Annotated in this window: 14 protein-coding genes; 3 read left to right on the top strand and 11 right to left on the bottom strand. The window is 47.2% G+C overall.

Going from position 1 to position 17998, the window contains the following annotated elements; genetic code table 11:
* Positions 1 to 200: 200 nt before the first annotated feature.
* Positions 201 to 1370, top strand: a complete 1170-nt coding sequence (locus HMPREF1222_RS10530) for an ATP-binding protein (protein ID WP_016519388.1) — start codon at positions 201 to 203, stop codon at positions 1368 to 1370.
* 45 nt (positions 1371 to 1415) lie between these two features.
* Here HMPREF1222_RS10530 and HMPREF1222_RS10525 read toward each other — a convergent pair whose 3' ends face one another.
* From HMPREF1222_RS10525 to HMPREF1222_RS10515, 3 genes are all read right to left on the bottom strand, one after another.
* On the bottom strand, positions 1416 to 2288 hold the full coding sequence (locus HMPREF1222_RS10525) for an XdhC family protein (protein WP_016519387.1): 873 nt from the start codon (positions 2286 to 2288) through the stop codon (positions 1416 to 1418).
* A 3-nt stretch (positions 2289 to 2291) separates the two neighbouring features.
* Positions 2292 to 5813, bottom strand: a complete 3522-nt coding sequence (gene flcA / locus HMPREF1222_RS10520; protein ID WP_016519386.1) for a periplasmic flagellar collar protein FlcA — start codon at positions 5811 to 5813, stop codon at positions 2292 to 2294.
* A 131-nt stretch (positions 5814 to 5944) separates the two neighbouring features.
* Positions 5945 to 7258 (bottom strand): M18 family aminopeptidase, encoded by a 1314-nt coding sequence (locus tag HMPREF1222_RS10515; protein WP_016519385.1) that lies wholly within the window; start codon positions 7256 to 7258, stop codon positions 5945 to 5947.
* 161 nt (positions 7259 to 7419) lie between these two features.
* Between HMPREF1222_RS10515 and HMPREF1222_RS10510 the strand changes: the two genes are divergently transcribed.
* Positions 7420 to 7644: a DUF2281 domain-containing protein gene (locus tag HMPREF1222_RS10510; protein WP_006189151.1), complete on the top strand. Its 225-nt coding sequence runs from the start codon at positions 7420 to 7422 to the stop codon at positions 7642 to 7644.
* Positions 7645 to 8052: a type II toxin-antitoxin system VapC family toxin gene (locus tag HMPREF1222_RS10505; RefSeq protein ID WP_016519384.1), complete on the top strand. Its 408-nt coding sequence runs from the start codon at positions 7645 to 7647 to the stop codon at positions 8050 to 8052.
* A 90-nt stretch (positions 8053 to 8142) separates the two neighbouring features.
* On the opposite strand, the gene HMPREF1222_RS10500 is transcribed toward HMPREF1222_RS10505, so the two are convergent.
* From HMPREF1222_RS10500 to HMPREF1222_RS10465, 8 genes are all read right to left on the bottom strand, one after another.
* Entirely contained in the window at positions 8143 to 9999 is a 1857-nt protein-coding gene (locus HMPREF1222_RS10500) for a ribonuclease catalytic domain-containing protein (RefSeq protein WP_016519383.1), read from the bottom strand.
* The gene (locus HMPREF1222_RS10495; RefSeq protein ID WP_016519382.1) at positions 9986 to 11719 is read right to left on the bottom strand and encodes a hypothetical protein; all 1734 of its coding nucleotides are present in this window, start codon (positions 11717 to 11719) and stop codon (positions 9986 to 9988) included. The genes HMPREF1222_RS10500 and HMPREF1222_RS10495 overlap by 14 nt, the downstream gene beginning before the upstream one ends.
* Before the next feature lie 164 nt (positions 11720 to 11883).
* Positions 11884 to 12954, bottom strand: a complete 1071-nt coding sequence (locus HMPREF1222_RS10490) for an LptF/LptG family permease (RefSeq protein ID WP_016519381.1) — start codon at positions 12952 to 12954, stop codon at positions 11884 to 11886.
* Positions 12951 to 14069, bottom strand: coding sequence for an LptF/LptG family permease (locus HMPREF1222_RS10485; protein WP_038077125.1), 1119 nt, complete (start codon positions 14067 to 14069; stop codon positions 12951 to 12953). The genes HMPREF1222_RS10490 and HMPREF1222_RS10485 overlap by 4 nt, the downstream gene beginning before the upstream one ends.
* Positions 14070 to 14112: 43 nt before the next feature.
* On the bottom strand, positions 14113 to 14568 hold the full coding sequence (gene dut, locus HMPREF1222_RS10480; RefSeq protein WP_016519379.1) for a dUTP diphosphatase: 456 nt from the start codon (positions 14566 to 14568) through the stop codon (positions 14113 to 14115).
* Positions 14569 to 14598: 30 nt separating this feature from the next.
* Positions 14599 to 16695: a polyribonucleotide nucleotidyltransferase gene (gene pnp, locus HMPREF1222_RS10475; protein WP_016519378.1), complete on the bottom strand. Its 2097-nt coding sequence runs from the start codon at positions 16693 to 16695 to the stop codon at positions 14599 to 14601.
* Between the two features lie 203 nt (positions 16696 to 16898).
* Positions 16899 to 17168, bottom strand: a complete 270-nt coding sequence (gene rpsO, locus HMPREF1222_RS10470) for a 30S ribosomal protein S15 (RefSeq protein ID WP_006189161.1) — start codon at positions 17166 to 17168, stop codon at positions 16899 to 16901.
* Positions 17169 to 17171: 3 nt separating this feature from the next.
* Entirely contained in the window at positions 17172 to 17996 is an 825-nt protein-coding gene (locus HMPREF1222_RS10465) for an FAD synthetase family protein (RefSeq protein WP_006189162.1), read from the bottom strand.
* Between the last annotated feature and the right edge of the window lie 2 nt (positions 17997 to 17998).

Below are 17998 nucleotides of genomic sequence, written 5' to 3'. Positions count from 1 at the left end.
TTATCACTGCATAAAACTTTAGATTACAACCCATCAAAACTTTAGAGTATCACCATATAAAACTTTGGATTATTACCTATATTGACTTTAGGATTCTCCCATAGTATACTTTGGATTATCACCACCAATGCTGGACATCTTCAGTAACAGAAAAGGCAAACAGGTTTACTCGTAGTCGGATTAAAAAAGGGAGCCGCGATATGGTTAAAAGGACAGCGGAAGAGACGTTGCGGCGGTTGGCTTCTCAGTTTCCTGTGATTGGGATAACCGGGCCGCGCCAGAGCGGAAAGTCAACACTGGCAAAAGCGATTTTCCCTGATAAAAAATATGTGACGTTTGATGACCGGACAATGCGGGATCTTGCAGCGTCGAATCCGAATGACTTTATTATGGCGTTTCCCGATGGTGCGGTGATTGATGAGGCGCAGAAAGTGCCGGAAATCTTTGATGCGATAAAATTGCATGTGGATCGAGAACAGAGCGCTCCGGGAACGTTTATCGTAACGGGTTCCAGTCAGCTCCGGTTAAAAGCAAATATGACGGACAGTTTGGCTGGACGGGCGGCGTTTTTGAAGCTGTTGCCGTTTTCTATTCACGAGTTACAGACGGGCGATGTGCTGCCGGACAATCCGTATACGCTGATTTTTTCGGGTCAGTATCCGCCCCTCTATGATACTGCCCGGCACTTTATTCCGGAGGATTGGTATGAAAATTATATCGATACCTACTTGGACTTGGATATACGGGATCAGATTAATTCCGGCAATATTTCGCTGTTTAAAAAGTTTGTTCAAATCTGCGCGGTGCAGAGCGGGCAGCTGCTTTCTATGGATAGCATTGCGCGGGATACCGGTATTTCCGCACCGACGGTCAAGAGCTGGCTTTCTATTTTAGAGGCTTCGTTTATTATCCACTTCCTTGAACCGAACACCAATAATCTTGGAAGAAGTATTGTAAAAACGCCGAAGCTCTATTTTGTTGATTCCGGGCTGCTGTGTCATCTTTTACGGCTGGAGACAAAAGAGGATTTACTCTTGAGTAGATACAAGGGAGCAGCGGTTGAGACCTTTGCCGTTTCAGAATTACTGAAATATCGCATGAATCAGGGCAAAAAAGCGAATCTAACCTTTTTTAGGGACAGCAAGGGTTTGGAGGTAGATACGATTGCGGATTGGAACCGCACTTTTGCGATTGAGATAAAAAGCTCCAATGCCCCGGATGCAAAGCTGTCGCGCAGTACAAAAAAATATTTGCAGCTGCTGAATGATGAAACGGCAAAAAATGCAGTGTTTTATTTATCCGATATGAGTATGGACATCAACGGTACTTCCTATGTGAGCTGGCGCGATTGGGAAAAGCATTTACGGTGAGGCGGTTATGAAAATTGAACATAGGGTAGATGCAAAACCCACAGACTATCCGTGGCGGGAATCTGCGTAGCCGCTGCGGAGCAGTTTTGGATTACCGTGATGCCGCACTGCAATAAGTTCGGCGGCGATGGATATTGCAATTTCTTCCGGTGTTTCCGCTTTAATAGGCAGGCCAATCGGCTTATAGATGGAATCAAGGTAGGCTTTGCTGATGCCTTCATCGGCAAGCATTTTTACGACCGCGGCGTTTTTTTCAAATGAACCGATCATTCCGATATAGGCAAGTTTTTTACCGTAGAGATAACGCAGCACATCCGCATCGCAGCGGTGTCCGCGGGTAACGGCAACGCAGTACACATTGTCGTGAAAGAGCAGCAGCGGATGAGACTCCGGTGCGGATTCTTGCGGCGCAGCGCTGTCTTGGGATGCTGCCGTCTTCCCTTCTAAAAAGAGCTGCTCCAGCGGGCAGCACAGACGCCGCGCTTTAGGGAATAAGTCTTCAGTAACACAGTCGGTACGGTCGTCCCAAACGGTAACGCGGAAACCGATAAAAGAAGCGACTTTTGCAAGAGCCCGTCCGACATGTCCTCCGCCGAAGATAAACAGTTCGGGGTCATTCCCTATTTTTTCAAGATACACTTGTATTGCACCTCCACAGGCAAGGCCTTCCTCTGCGGTAAGATTTTTCTTTATAATACAGGTAACATCTCCGGTTTTCAACATCTCGCGGGCTTTTTTGATAACCTCATGCTCGGAGACTCCGCCTCCTACCGTACCGCGGACAACATCAGCAGTTACCCACATCGAGGTTCCCGCTTCCCGCGGAGAAGAGCCCTGCGCTTCGATAATCGTACATAATACGCCTGTAAGACCGGCAGCAGTATCTGCGTTAATATACTTCAAAATTTCCGTATTCATAGACTACTTAGCCTCTTCCTGTTCCAGCGCTCTTTCATTTTCAAGAATCATCGGTATATCGGTGTAAATTTCCGATTGGTACGAACTCTTTGCGTTCAGCATATTTTGGGTATTCAAATAAGCTAAACCGACCGATTTTGCGCGAATCATTGTCTGCGGATTTCTGGTTAAGGCATCCCACGCGCGGGTTGCTTCCGCATATAATGCCAGTGCACGCCCGTTTCTTTGCGAATCGCCGGTACGCTCGGATAACCGGCTCAACGTTGCACCTAAATTATTAGCCGTCTGCATATAACGCTCAATAAATGCTGCGTCATCAGCCCGGGCATTTGTCAATGCTTGTTCTTTCCGCGAACGCTGTGCATTCAACAACGCCAAAAGTTCTTCATACGCAGCTAAGGCGGCAAAATAATCGCCCCGCTTAAAGAAAGCATTCCCGAATCCGTACAGCAGATTCTTATCTTTTGCCTTTTCCGAATATGCAAGGCTCATTGCCTCTATCGCCTGCCGGTAATTTTCCTGCTGATAGTGTATATAGCCGATTCGGTAATTAACCGACGGCGTATTGTACAGTTCTTTTACTGCATTTTGATAGCTTTCGAGCGCCGAATCAAAATTATATGAAATAAAATAGTCGATATCTCCGTAATCCGCATAGAGTTTACCGATATCCCTATTCGGCGGCAGCGGCTTAAATGCTGTATAATCGCGGTATATGCTGAGCGCATCGGCATAGAGCGTTTGAGCGTCAAGATATTTTTTCTGCTCTACCAGCTGCTCTCCCAACAGGCGCATTGCATCGACATACCGGACAGTACGGCGTGCAGTCATTGGGGCTGCCGTTTCAAACAATTTAATTGCTTCGGTCAAATTTTCTATTGCACCGTCTTGCTTATTATTATAGATAAAGAAGCGTCCTAAATTATAATACGCCTCCGGCATCGTTTTATCCGTCTGTACAGCCTTTTCCAGCAGCATACGGACGTCATCGATTTTTGCACGGAGTTTTTCAGAATCGAGCGGTTGAGGGTTATACCGTTTTTCGAGTAAGTACCCGCTCAATTCGGTAAGATTTGCAGCCCCGATCTTTGTTATACGGGAAGAAAAATGATCTTTCAGATTTAGCACTTCCGCGAGGTTATCGGTACGGATAAAATACCTCATCATGCGTAATAGGAAGGTATCGTTTTCTCCGTACAGTTCGATCAGTCTGCTATAAATTTTTACCGCATCGCCGTATTTTTCGGGATCTTCATCCGCCCAATCCATGTACACATCGCCGAGCGCAAGCATGCCGTCTTTATCATTGACATGATGATCGAGTACACGGCGGCGCAAAACCGTTTCCGCCTTTTCATAATTGCGCAGGTCGGTACTTAGCATATCGGCGTATTCCAATCCGCCTTGCTTGTCGTTATCAAAATCGTAAATAAGACGGAGATACATTCTTTCCGCAGCGGTAAACTGTTTTTTTGCTCTAAAGGCACGCGCATACGAAAAATACCATTTTTTCTTCCGTTTATACTCACCCGCTTGATTGAATTTTTCTATTGCCGTTTCATATTGGCCGTTATCCAGATAAGCATACCCCGTCTTATAAAGGGACTCCGCCGTTACCGGTTTATAAATAAACTGCCATGATAAGACCGAAATACAGAATATGAGGATTAGCGCAATAGCGGACATAACCGCCACAGGCAAAAACCGGTGCATGAACCAATATTTAAAGGTTTGTTTTTGCCGTTCGTATTCTTCGACACTTTGCCGTTGGAAACCGCGCGGGATAGGAATAGGCCTATCGATTATTTTTTCAAGTTTGTTGACAACTTTTTTAAGTGAATCTTTTTCCAGCACAAAGCGGATAAAATTCATCTTGTTCTCGGGACGATCGTCACCGTTCGCAATATAGTCCTGAATGGCAAGCTGCACGTTAAAGGGGAATGATTCAAGCTTGTTTAAAAATCTAAAATAATCATCATCCGATATTGTTAACGTTTCATTGTCTTCTGCGGAACCGGTACTCTTTGCAATAACGGAATCGAACATCCGCGTATGCGCATCAGCCGAAAAATCCTTAAAATTATCAGGCAGGTTGAATTGATCGTCGACTACTTCCGTTATATCGCTATCGAGCGGGTTTTCTTCCAACGCAAAACCGGTTTGATCCCCGGCATCGTTTTCTTGCTGAGTAAAAAAGGTGTCGGTTATATGCTCCGGCATACCGATACCGTCAAAGCCTGCATCAATCTGAGGAGCCGGCTGAATGCCGATCGGATCGGAAGCAGGAGGTTCCATACTAAATTCAAATGAATGAGTATCAGGCTCCTCCTCCGAGGCTTCACTATCGACTGCTCCGGGCTCCTCTCTGTTTTCCGAAAAGAGCGAAAGTTCGTCCATATTTTCCAAATTGCCGGATGCATCGGCGTCCTTGCCCGCAGCAGAATCCTCAGACGCATTAGAAACAGCCGGCTCATCGGATGCGGGGAATTGAGCGGTTTCTTCATCTTCGTCCATATTCAAAGCGGCATTGGGATACGGATGATCTTCCATTTGCTCCAATTCATCCAAAGCACCGTGATCTTCGGAATTGCCTGACACATCACCATTGGAAAGAGAATCAAAAGCAGATAAATCGATATCGGGAATATTAATATCGGGGATGGTACGCTCTTCTGCAAGCATATCGTCATTTACCGGAACTTCGTCGTGTTCATCCAGTGTTTCCACATCTTCCGGCGCCACATCATCATCGGTGGGCGTAATCTGATCCGCTTTTATCGGTTCGGGATCAAAATCGAAAGAGGAAAGCATGTCGTCAAAATTAAACGAATCGTCGGCACCGGACGAATTGGCGGCAGGCTCGGCATCATCGGGCGGAGCCGTATCGAGAGAACCCGAATCGGCAGCAAAATCGTTATCGTCAAAATCGGTGTCAAAGCCGAAAGAATCGCCGGATTCGTCCGGTGTCTGTTCAGAAGGTTCGGAGCCGGCGGTATCGGAAGCGTCCGTATCGCCTCCGGAAATATCGTCAAAATTAAATGAGGAAAGGAAAGCATCCATATCCGAAGTATCCGGCATTCCTTCTTCATCGACGGGATAGGCATCGCCCGAAACAACCTCAGGTTCATCCGGCTTTGCGCTCGGCTCATCGTTTTTTGGGGGAGTTTCAGTGCGGGCTACATTTTCCGTGCCGATATTGCCGAAATCGGCGGGAAAGGGGCTATCCGCCGAGATGTCGGGGGCATCCGTAACCGGCACGGTATCAAACCTATCGGAGACAGGCTCGGCACGTTTTTCCGGTACGGGCTCGGTTTTAGGAGATTCGGCAGCAGCGCCGGCCGTATCGGCAGGTTTTTCCGCATCCGCCGGCAGCAAAGCGTCAAGATCGATGTCAGGTACCTCTGCAGGATCCGGCGGAGGTAGTTCGTCATAAACCCGTTCACCCCACCGAGCAGTTATTTCCTCTTCGTGAGCAATATTTTTCAGTTCGTCTCTAAACTTGGTAATTTCATTTAAATTCGGCATAAACGCGCACAAAAGCCCCTTTCTCTTGTAATTTCGGCATTTTTAACATACATCTTAAGGAAGCACCACCGAATCCTATTCCCCGCAGAGAAATGGGATTCAGCAGCTGCTTTGGGATGCGGGGAGCCTGATTACTCTTTATAATACTGATTAAAAACTTGCGTGATATAGGCTTGATCTGCAACGCCGCCCAATTCGCGGATGGAATGCATTGCCAAGATGGGGTTTCCGACATCGACCGTTTTAATCCGCAGATTCGTCGCGGTAATCGGCCCGATAGTGGAACCGCCTTTCATATCGGAGCGGTTGACAAAGTCCTGACAAGGAACGCCGGCTCTTGCGCAGAGATCTTTAAATATCCCCGCCGAAACTCCGTCGCTTGCATAGCTCATCGAAGCGGCAAGTTTTACCACCGGCCCGCCGTTGACGAGCGGAAAGTTGGTAATATCGTTTTTCTCGGAGTAATTCGGATGGAGCCCGTGCGCCTGATCGGCGGAAATAAGAAAAGACCTGCTCAACTGCTGCTGAAACAGCTCAAACCATTGCTCGCCGGCTTCGCACTGCGCAATCGTAATCCGCTTGAGCGTATCCGCGAAGAACGGACTTCCGGCACCCTGCATGGTTTCCGACCCGACTTCTTCGTTATCGAAAATACAGGCGGCTTTTACATAGTCCAGCGGAGCATCCTGCGTAATCAGCGCATCAAGGGAAGCATAAGCCATGCCGAGATTGTCGATTTTTCCCGTAGAAAAAAATTCATCGGAAAGCCCGCAAAAACTGCCCGGCTGCGTATCGTAAAGGTAGAGATCGAAATCGAGAATATCGCTTACCGGTACGTCCAACCGTTTCGACAAAAGCTTAACCAGATATCCGCCTTTTTCAAATTTTTTATTGATGATACCGAGCAGAGGCAGTAGATCTTTTTGACGTTCGATTTTATACCCGTCGTTTACCTCCCGGTTCATGTGGATGGCGAGATTCGGTATGATAAGGGGCGAACCTTTAAACGAAACAAGCATTTCCTTGGGGGCAAGGGGATCACCGGTACGCACAACGGCACGTCCGGCAGCAGAAAGCGGCCGGTCAAACCATGTCGATAGGATAGGCCCGCCGTACACTTCGGTATTAAGCTTGAGGTAATGCTCCTGCACCATCACTTCGGGACGCGGCTTTATCCGTAAGCAGGGGGAATCGCTGTGGCTGCCGATAAGCTTAAATCCGCACGCTTTCCGCTCACGGCTCATCTGCCATGCGATAAGCGCACTACCATTTGCAGTTACAAAATATCTTCCTGCAGGCTTTAAATGAAAGGCATCCGAAAGGTCAAGACGGGTAAAACCGGCCGCTTCGAGCTTTTTACCGGCATTTTCAATCACATGATACACCGACGGGCTTTTGTCGATAAACTGCATCAATTCACGGGCATACTGTTTCTGCATCGTCATATCTATACTCCTTGAGGATGAAATAAGTACATTATCTTCTTTAGTATACCTGTCTTTTGCGATTTTGGAAAGGTTGCGGAATGGAATTATCCTGATAGTCAAAGAAAATTGATTGACAATAGACTTGTCTCTCATATACTATAGGTAAGGGAGATAATACTATGAGTTACGCAGTATTGGAAAAAGAATTAAAAACACTTCCTGAAGAATATCTTGATTATGTGGCAGACTATATTGAACTTTTGAAATACAAAATTTCATTTTTAGACCAAAATCAATGTTCAAAAAAAATTCCTATTATCGGATTGGCTGAAAAAAAGTTTCCCATACCGGATGATATAAATGCGTATGACAATGAAATTGCTGCTTTGTTTGGAGACATTTAATTGAAAATTCTATTGGATACACATATCTTAATATGGCTTCATAGAAATGATGAACAGCTTTCACAAAAAGCAAAAGAGATTATTCTTAATCCGCAAAACGAAGTTTTTTATAGTGCAATAAGTATTTGGGAAGCACAGATTAAATATTTAAAACATCCCGAAACTTTTCACTTTTCAGGAGAAATTTTAGATCGATTAAGTATTGAGGCAAATTTATCATGCTTATATGTAAAACCGGCACATAGTATTGCGCTAAAAACCTTGTCCTATTCTAAAGATGCTCCGAAATTACACAATGATCCCTTTGATCAAATATTAATTTGTCAAGCAAAAGTTGAAAATATGCTTTTTCTTACTCATGATTCATTAATCCCATATTACGATGAACAGTGTATAGTACCGGTATGATCCGTAGAAAAAACAGCTGTGACTGAGGAATTTGCACAAAATCGACACTGAAGAGGGCAAACATTGTTTCAACTTGACACCCGCCTACAGTTATACCTGTTCAAAAGAAGCTTGCAGATAGGCAAGACGAATGCGGCGCACCTTTACGGTCAGCTCCTGATTTAACTCAGGTTCGGAGTCCAGTGTCATATCCCCTTCGTAGGCAAGGGATGGAATAAAGATACGGGCTTTTTTGCCCATTGCCTCCAGCACCACTGCCGTGCCGCGCCAGTCGGGATTTTGTAACAAGTAAACAAGCGTCCAATGCTGGCGGGATGCCCGTTCCGCAGCAACGCAGGCGCGCCCTGCGACATCCCCCGCCGCTATTTTTAGAATAAGATCCGCTGCAGGCGTCAGCGGTTTACCGTCAATATAGTTCAATAGCTGACGATGGCTGACCAAATCCCCATAGCGGCGGAGCGGGCTTGTTACTTGTCCGTACATCGCAAGCCCGAGCGCAGCGTGCATCGAAGGAATGGTACCCACGCTACGCGGGCGCATGGCGCGCCGCTTCCGGTATTCACCCGCAAGGCCGGACGGCAGCTTATTCGGCAGTTCGGGCGCTTCCTGACTGATGTACTGAAACGGAATACTGTGCTGAAACGCAAAACGGGCGGCGGCCTCTCCCGCAAGCAGCATCATCTCTTTAATCATTGCTGCGGCTTCGGTATGAGCGGCGGGCTGCAGCTGCACCCGTTTTGTGCCGTCCTGCTCCGCCAGTGTAACGGATATTTCGGGAAAATCGATGGAAACGGCGCCCGCATTTTCCCGCCTGATACGGTTTTTCTCCGCAATGGCAAAAAGCGGCGCTAAAGCGGGCGAATTCTTTTGTGCATCCGCTTCTTCGTACGTCATTCTAATAACCGAAAGTTTGGTACGGTGGATAGATATATCTTCGATTGCGCCGTCTGCATCGAGGAGCAGCTTAAACGAAAGTGCATACGATACGGGCTTTAGTCCGAGGGCAAAATAGTCAACAGCTTTCTCGCCGAGCATCCGGGCAGCTCCCTCCGGCGTGTATAAGGTTGCGCCGCGAGCGCAGGCATCGGCATCGCTTTGGGTGTCTGCCTGAATGGTATCGGCAGGGTTTGCAATGTGCATCCACAAATACGTGCCGTCAAAAGAGACCGCATCGTCGGGATCGGTACTGCCGGGGTTATCGATTGCATACGCGGGGATTGCCGTTAAATCGAGCGGTTCGGCCGGAAACACGGGCTCCGGAATATCCGCCTTTGACGAATGGAGCGAATGGCCGAAGCGCGCCGGATACGGATTTTTTTCTATAGGCCAAAAACCCGTTTTTAATAGAACATCGTGCGCCTGTTCGGGCGTTTGCTCCATTTTTGCATCTTTTAATATCTTGGAAGCGGAAGAACTCCCCAGTGCAAGCGCCTCAAGCTCTTGGAAAAACGGACGATACGTTTCTTTACTTTCCGTAAACGGCTTTCCCTGCATACAGGCGCGGAGTGCCGCAGTAAAATCCTGTCTCAGTTTTTCTGCCTGCTCTCTTTCCGCCTGCTTTTGATTAAGCCGCTCGATTTCCGCTTGAGTCCGGATACCGATCGGTTCTGCAGGCGAAGTACAGATAAAATAAGGCGAAGAGCAAAGCACCTGCCACAGCTTCCAGCTTTGTTCTGCGGTGTATGTCCCCCACAGCAGCTCCGCAAGTTCGGCAAAAGACGGCGTTTCTCCTTCAAAGAAATCCGCCGCTTCACCGAAATCCGCAACGGGAACTTCGGCATCGATTGCGGCTTTTATACTCCGGCATTCGCCGTCATGAAGCGGCACAATGTCTTTTTCGCGCACCTTTTTTGTGCCGGCTTCCATCGTAATTTCAAACTTATCTCCCTGCACATCGGTAATAAGTGCAGGCTGATTCTTATAGAGGACGAGATTACCTTTTTTCATTTATATTCCGGATTGTAATGTTTCGTATTTTGTTGTTACCGTATATCACTTGTAAGAGATTACCCTGCCGGTGATACATCAGTGCATCACAGCTGCGGTAGGCTACCTGTCCGCATATTTTTTCAAAAGCTTCGCGGGAATCCCCTGTGCGTATTTCGTTAAAGAACGTTAAAGTCGACGGGAAACCGACGCTCATCTGAAGTACGGCGCCATCCCCATCTCTCGAACGGATGATCAGCTCGGCATTCAACTGGCGATAAAGCCAGCGTTCGCTATAGTAGTTGTAAATAATTGAAGAAGGTCTATCCCACGCTTCCAACAATGCATCGACCGTATCGCCGACGGACACATTACGGAGCACAATCGGCACTACCGTTTCGGGTTCTTTGAGGATATCGGCCAGCCATGTTCTTTGTTGAGCCGCACCTGTTTTGTCATTCGTTTTTTTAAGCATGCGGAAATAATTGCAGCGGAGCAGCCGTTCATCGGCAGGAAAACCCGTCCTCAAGAATAGCACCTTACCGGGTTTTTGAACGGCTGAATGCAGACAGTCGGCAAGCAGCTGCTGCGCCTTCGTGTAATCTTTCCCGACAAGATAGAGCAAGGCTGCGTAATTAGCCCGTGCGGTTTTATCGTCAACCCCCGTATGAAAAAGATCAGCCTGCTCCGCAATACTGAGCACCGCATTCCGTTCATGCGCAAGAGGGGAAGAAGCAAGCAGGTACGCATAGCTCGAAGCTACACCTGCCTCGTAGATAAGGCTCAGGTAATCGTTATATGCCTTTTTTGCCTGCATATATACGGCGTTATTACTTCGTGTCGGCATTGTCTTTGCAAAATAGTCGGACTGTTCATCATCGTCATTGTCAAACATAAAATCCGCCGACTGAAAGAATGAGAAAACCGATACGTTATCATACACGGCAGCAGGTAAAATAGTTGCCAGTTCCGTATTCCGTTTATCAAGGCTGTTCAACCATGCCTGATGAGCAACCAGCGCATTTAAGCGGTTGACATACAAGCTTTGCGGGAATAGCTGCAGCAAATTGTCCAACACGGTGCGTGCATCGGCGGTTCCTCTGCGGTTTTGAAGCGCAACCAATACGCCGGAAATTTCTTCGTACAGATGCGTAATATCGTCACCGTTACCGTTAAACTGTTCAAGCCGCATATCAGGTTTTACGGAACCGGTTAAAAACGAAGAAAAGATTTTTGCCGTTTCGGAACCGGCCTGAACGGAATCCAATCGCTCAAGCCATGTTTCCAATATCCCTTGAGAATATCCGGCAATATTGAGCAGCACACTCGCCATGATATCGATGGTGTACACTTTCTCCGGAGAAAGCTCAACGTTTTTAGCACTACTGTAATAGTTGAGGGCAAACTGAGCCGCACACACGGCAGCAATAGGGGCAAAAAAATTCTCCCGCTCGCTGTTAAAATTCCGTATTCTGCGTGCAGAACCGGACGTATCCATAAAAAGAAGTGAATCGATATAATCCAAAAGACCGGTACTTACAAGAACCGTCCCGTCGGGATACATCATACAGCGTGCATTTTGCATATCCGTTATCATCAAGCGCGCCGTTCCGCGGAAAAGTTCGGTTCTGCGTATCAGCATAAAAAGAGACGTTTCGATAATATCATACCATTCGCCGATTTCGCTTACCGCTACTTCATTCAAAGAAGCTTCCGCTATTTCATCGCGGTATGCTTGCATCAGCCGCTCGCGGGTATAAATTCCCTCTGTCAGCGAATCCGTAAAAGCGGGAACCGCAATGAAAAAAAGGAAAGAAAAAAAAGAATCGTTCGGCGCATATCTTTCATAAGTATAAGAATATCATAGCGGCGCAAAGATGACAATAATACGTTCGCAGAGCATTCCTACGTGCGTGCCAATTTAAGCATTGCAACACTCAATAGCGTAAAAACGAAAAGCGGTAGAAAAGCGCCGGCGAGCGGAGAGATATATTCCCATTTTGCAAAAAGCATGGTCATCATCTCGGTTACATAATAGAGAATTGCAAGCGCCAAACTGAAAAGTAAACTCATCAGCAAGATATTTTTTTTAAAGCGGCCCCCGACTGAAACCGAGAAAAACAACACAATGAACGTCGTAAACGGAAATGAAAAACGGCGGTAATATTGAGAAAGATATTCATGGTAGGGCAAGCCCATTTTTTTTAAGTTATCGATAAAAACTTTTGCCTGCGCAATACTCATCTCATCGATCGACGTAATATTCCGTTGAAACGTTTCCGGAGGTTCGGAAAAAAGGCTTTCATCTATCGCATCTTGGTAGTGTACGTCATTTTCAGCGGTAAAGGTATAGATTGATTTATCCGTTATCGCCCAATGATCGGTTTGCCACTGCGCCGAACTGCCCTTTATAACGGTAGAAACATCACCCGATTCGGTACGCATCACAATCAGCACATTGCTCAATTCTTTCCGGTTGTCATCATAATAATCGGCAAAATAAACAATCTTCCCCGACTCGGATAAAATAACCAAGTCGCTGCTGTTTAAATTCTGCTGAGGTTCCAAAAGTTCATTGACCAGTGCAATTTTTTGCCGCTGAAAATGAATTAGGATGCGGTCTTCAAAATAAAACATTCCGATTGAAAGCGCAAAGCCGCACAGTACCAGCGGAGCAACCAATACGGTGAGCGGCATCCCGGAAGCAAAAATCGAGGTAAGTTCATTTTTTGCATACATATTTCCCATTGTATATGAGCTTGCAAACAACACCGAAAGCGGCATTGCAAAGGATATACATTTAGGCAAATATAAGTACATCACCCTAAGCAGCGTAACAAAGCGTACTTGGTTTTGCAAATACTGTGCAAGGTTAAGAAAGAGATCGCCGAGCTGCAGGAGCAGGATAAAAAATAAAATCGTTATCACAAAAACGGGGAAAAAAAGCTGCAGCAGATATCGTTGGAGAATTTTCATCTAAATAATTTCTTACCGAGCAGTACAACGGAGGCAGCAAAAACCATGATATTCGGAACCCACATAGCGGAGGTTCCATTCCAGTTAAGGCGTAAACAGAGCGTTTGTCCGCCCATAAACAAGGCCCAATACGCGACTGCAATCAAAAGACCTAAGAAAAAACCTGCACCCTGATTATGTACCTTACCGGCGCTGCTGATAGCAAAGGCAAGCAGCACAAAGAAGAAAGCACCGAACGGAATGGAAAACTTTTTATGAAATTCCATCCAATACAGATTCAGTATCCGCTTATCTTCATCTTGCGTTTGTTTCTCTTTTATATCTTTATAAAGGTCAAACGAGGACATCTCGGACGGTCCGATACTATTAAAATAGGATGATCTAATACTCTTTGCAAGCACATTATAGGTTACCGCTTCGCCGTTTACCGCATCGTATTTTTTTTTATCCGAAGAATCTAAGATAAGAAGATGCGGATGCATCATCTTGAGCGACATAACGATTGAAGGATCATCGGATTTTTCGATTTCTGCAGTCTGAGTACCGAGTATTCGGAACGCTTTATCGGCATTCTTATCGACAATCAAAAGATTATGAATCCGCCCGTCTTTTATTAAACCCGTTACCACAACCGCATTACGATTGCGTTTTACCGAATAAGAAGCAAGTTCCAATGCAGGGGTCGAAGTTGCAATATTCCAATAGACGCGCCTAAAATTCACCGCGCTTGCAGGCAGCAGTACATCGTTAGTAAAAAAAGAAACGATCGAAACCAACAAACCTACCAGCAGTACGGGCACCATTAAAAACCGGGGAGAAATCCCGAGTGCATTCATCGAAAGGAATTCCAAATCGCTGACAAAGCGGCCGATACCCATTAACGTGCCGATCAAGGCGGCAAAAGGGGCTGCATTGGCGATAACCGCAGGCAGCGAATACAGCATCAGCAACGCGACATCCTTAAAAGGAGCCTGTTTTGAAAGGACGTCTTCCGCCAGTAACAGGATATTATTAACAAAAAATATAAAGAACAAAAATAAAAAGCAGACAAAAAAGTACAGCAGCATCTCTTTTACGATATACAAAAAAAGCAGCTTTTGTCTTATGCCTCTCATATTCTCATTAATCTCCGAAACGCCGCAAAAATACTCATAAGCGCTATGCGATGCCGGTAGAGCCGTAGCCATCCGTACCCCGTCCGGTTTTTGAAAGCGCATCCGTCTGTACAAAACTCACCTGTACTACCGGAGCAACCACCGCCTGCGCAATCCTGTCGCCATGCCGGACGGTAAAGGGTTCGCTGCCGAGGTTTATCAGCAGGACGCATAACTCTCCGCGGTAGTCGGAATCAACCGTACCGGGCGTATTAAGCACCGTAATGCCGTACTTGAGCGCAAGCCCCGACCGCGGGCGCACCTGTAGCTCATAGCCGGCAGGCAGTTCCACACAAAGCCCCGTCGGAATAAGCTTACGCTCCATCGGGTTCAGCGTTACCGGCTCCGCCAAATACGCATGTAAATCGGCGCCTGCGGAACCGGATGTTTGATATTTGGGCAGTAAAGCTCCGTCCTTGAGTACGGAAAATACTTTTACCGCCCCGTCGGCAATACCCACCGTTCTCCTCAACTTTATTCGGCGAACGGCTTAACGGTTCTTTTCCTGCTCTTCGCAGGCATCGATATACGAAAGGTTCAAGCGGCCGAGCTTGTCGATTTCCAACAGCTTTACGGGCACTTTTTGTCCTTCCTGCAGCACATCGGTAACTTTTTCGATGCGGTTACGCGACAGTTTGGAAATATGGCAGAGTCCTTCTTTACCGGGAAGAATTTCGATAAAGGCGCCGAAATCTTTAATGCACTTTACGGTACCTTCATAAATTCTGCCAACCTCGGGATCTTCCACAATGCCGATAACCGCAGCCTTGGCGCCGATCGCAGACGAAGAATCCCGCCCGTAGATGGTAACCGTACCGTCGTTTTCGGTATTGATTGTTACATGGTATTGCTCTGACAGCGCTTTGATAATCTTTCCGCCGGGCCCGATAAGCGCCCCGATCTTATCGACCGGAATCTTGAGCGTTTCGATACGCGGCGCATACTTGGACACCTGCTCGGAAGGTTTGGAAATTGTCTGATTCATAATACCGAGAATGTGGAGCCGGCCTTTTTTTGCCTGCTCAAGCGCTTTCTTCATAATCTCAGCGGAAACGCCGGCGATTTTAATGTCCATCTGGAATCCGGTAATACCTTCTGCAGTACCGGCAACTTTAAAGTCCATATCGCCGAGGTGATCTTCTTCTCCCAAAATATCGGAGAGCACCGCAAAGCGGCTTCCGTCGGTGATAAGTCCCATTGCGATACCTGCTACCGGCTTTTTCATCGGAACGCCGGCCTGCAGCAGCGAAAGCGTACCGCCGCACACGGTCGCCATCGATGAAGAACCGTTGGATTCCAAAATTTCGGAAACCACGCGGATGGTATACGGGAACGCCTCTCTCGACGGAATCATCGGCATCAGCGAGCGGTGCGCAAGGTGTCCGTGCCCGATTTCGCGCCGTCCGGTACCGAGCCGTCCAACCTCGCCAACCGAATAGGGCGGGAAATTATAATGCAGGATGAAGTTCTCGCGGCGGTCGCCTTCGATATCGTCATAGACTTGTTCATCGAACACGGTACCGAGCGTAACAACGGCAAGAGACTGGGTTTCTCCGCGGGTAAACACGGCGGAACCGTGCGGCCGCGGCAGCACACCGATCTCGCATGTAATGGGACGAATATCTTCCAAACCGCGCCCGTCAACACGCAAGCCTTTTTCCAGTATATTTTCGCGCAAAATATGGTATTCCATATCGTCAAACAGCGCGGCAAAGAGCTTGGCCTGTGTTTCATCGGCGAGCTGCTCCGCGTACTCTTCGGCTAAAGCCTTTCTGATAGCATCGCAGGCTTCGCGGCGCTCCACCTTGCCCTTTGTATATAAGGCCTTGGAAAGTTCGGGATAGGCCTTTGCGTAAATCGCGTCTTTATTCGCAAGCGTTGCATTCACAGGAGCAAGCGGCAGTTTTTCCTTCCCGCATGCCGCACGGAGCTCATTTTGCAGTGCGCACATTGCTTTGATAAACTCATGCGCTTTTTCCAAGGCCTTGAGCATTATCTCTTCCGAAACTTCGTGAGCGCCGCCTTCGACCATCGTAATTCCCTCGGCGGTTCCCGCGACGACGATTTCCATATCGGCTTTTTCAATCTGGCTGAACGTCGGATTTATCACAAACTCTCCGTCGAGGTACGCCACGCGGGCGCCCGCTACCGGCCCGTTAAACGGAATATCGGAAATAACAACTGCTGCCGAGCTCGCGATAACCGCTAAAATATCCGGCGGATTGATCATATCCGACGAAATACAGGTCGGTACAATCTGAATTTCCCGCCCGAATGCTTTTTCAAATAGCGGCCGCATCGGACGATCGATCAGCCGCGACACTAAAATCTCTTTATCTTTCGGGCGGCCTTCCCGTTTAATAAAACCGCCCGGTATCTTTCCCGCTGCATAGTATTTTTCATTATAATCGACGGTTACCGGCACATAATCGAGCCCTTCCACCGCCGTGCTCGACGCACACACCGTCGCAAGCACAGCCGTTCCGCCGTATTGCGCATAAATAGCGCCGTTTGCCTGTTTTGCAAGATGACCTGTCTCTAAAATTAACTCTTCGTTTCCGATTTTATACGTTACTCTTTGTCTCATAATCTTTCCTTCCATAATTACTCAAATTACTTTACTTACGGGCATCCGGAAAACCTCAAGATCGATTTTGGGATGCCCTTATAAAAAACGGCTACCCATCTTTTTTGATAGGTAACCGTCTTATGCCGCTTAAATCGATATACCGGCGCTTCTAAAACTCGGCTGAATTTTTAAAGCCCTTACATGCGTTAAGCAGCGTGATCTTACTTACGTAAGCCTAATTCCTTAATGAGGGCACGGTAGCCTTCGAGGTTCGTACGCTTGTAGTATTTCAGCAAGCGCCGGCGCTGACCTACCAATACCAAAAGCCCCCGCTGACTGCTCTTATCCTTTTTATTGATTTTGCAGTGCTCGGTGAGCTGGCGGATTCTATCGGTCAGCAATGCAATCTGAACTCTCGTATTGCCCGTATCCTTTTCATTTGCACCGAATTTCATAACAACCGATGCGGTGTGCTCTTTTGTAAGTGCCATTTTTTACTCCTTCCGTATAAATTCCAATTGGTGTATTAACGTTTCTGCGGTGAACGGAACCGGCGCGGCGGTATCTTTGGAAACTTCAAGCAAAGTGTCCGAGATTTTTACCTGCACGGGGATAATTGCTCCCGTCTGTAAATATGCGCGAGCTGAATACGTTCCGTTCTGTGGGAGAATCTGCGTTACGGCCGGTTTTTCGATAGACCATACGGCAGTCTCTCTCCGCGGAACTATTTTTGCGACATCTAAGAAAAAAGGATACCCAAGGAGGTCTTTTGCAAGGGTGAAATCAGCCTGTTCGACGGCCTGCCGTATTGCGCTTGAGCTGATACGCTCATGCTGCGCCGAATAAAGCTGTTCGATGGAATCAAAACAAAAGCCTCTTTCACGAGCAAGGCGCTGTAAATCCCCTACTCCCGTATCATGGCGATACCCGCAGGTAAAATCACTGCCAACGGCAAGATATTTTATGCAGATAGTTTTTATTAGTATGTCAAAAAATACAGCGCCCTTCATTTTAGCGAAATCAGCGGAAAAGTCAATCAGCACGGTAAAGCTAAATCCTTGCTCGGCAAATTTTTGCAGCCTCATTTCCAGCGTAGAAACATCACCCGCATACGTGCTGCCCGCCTTAACCGAACGGGGCGAGCGGAAAAAAGTAATAATTCCCGCAGGGATTGCCTTCCGTTGAGCAGCCTTCAATACCGCCGATAAGATGAGCTCGTGCCCGCGGTGAGGCCCGTCAAAGCCGCCTATCGAAACGGCAGTCCCCTGAGGGTATATATTTTCTTCCTTTATTAAATCATCCCAATATATGATCTTCATAT

Origin of the sequence: Treponema vincentii F0403, from assembly GCF_000412995.1 — a bacterium.
Taxonomy (GTDB): Bacteria; Spirochaetota; Spirochaetia; order Treponematales; family Treponemataceae; genus Treponema; species Treponema vincentii.
The sequence above is the reverse complement of the archived record's forward strand: the minus strand, read 5'-3'. Positions and strand labels throughout refer to the sequence as shown.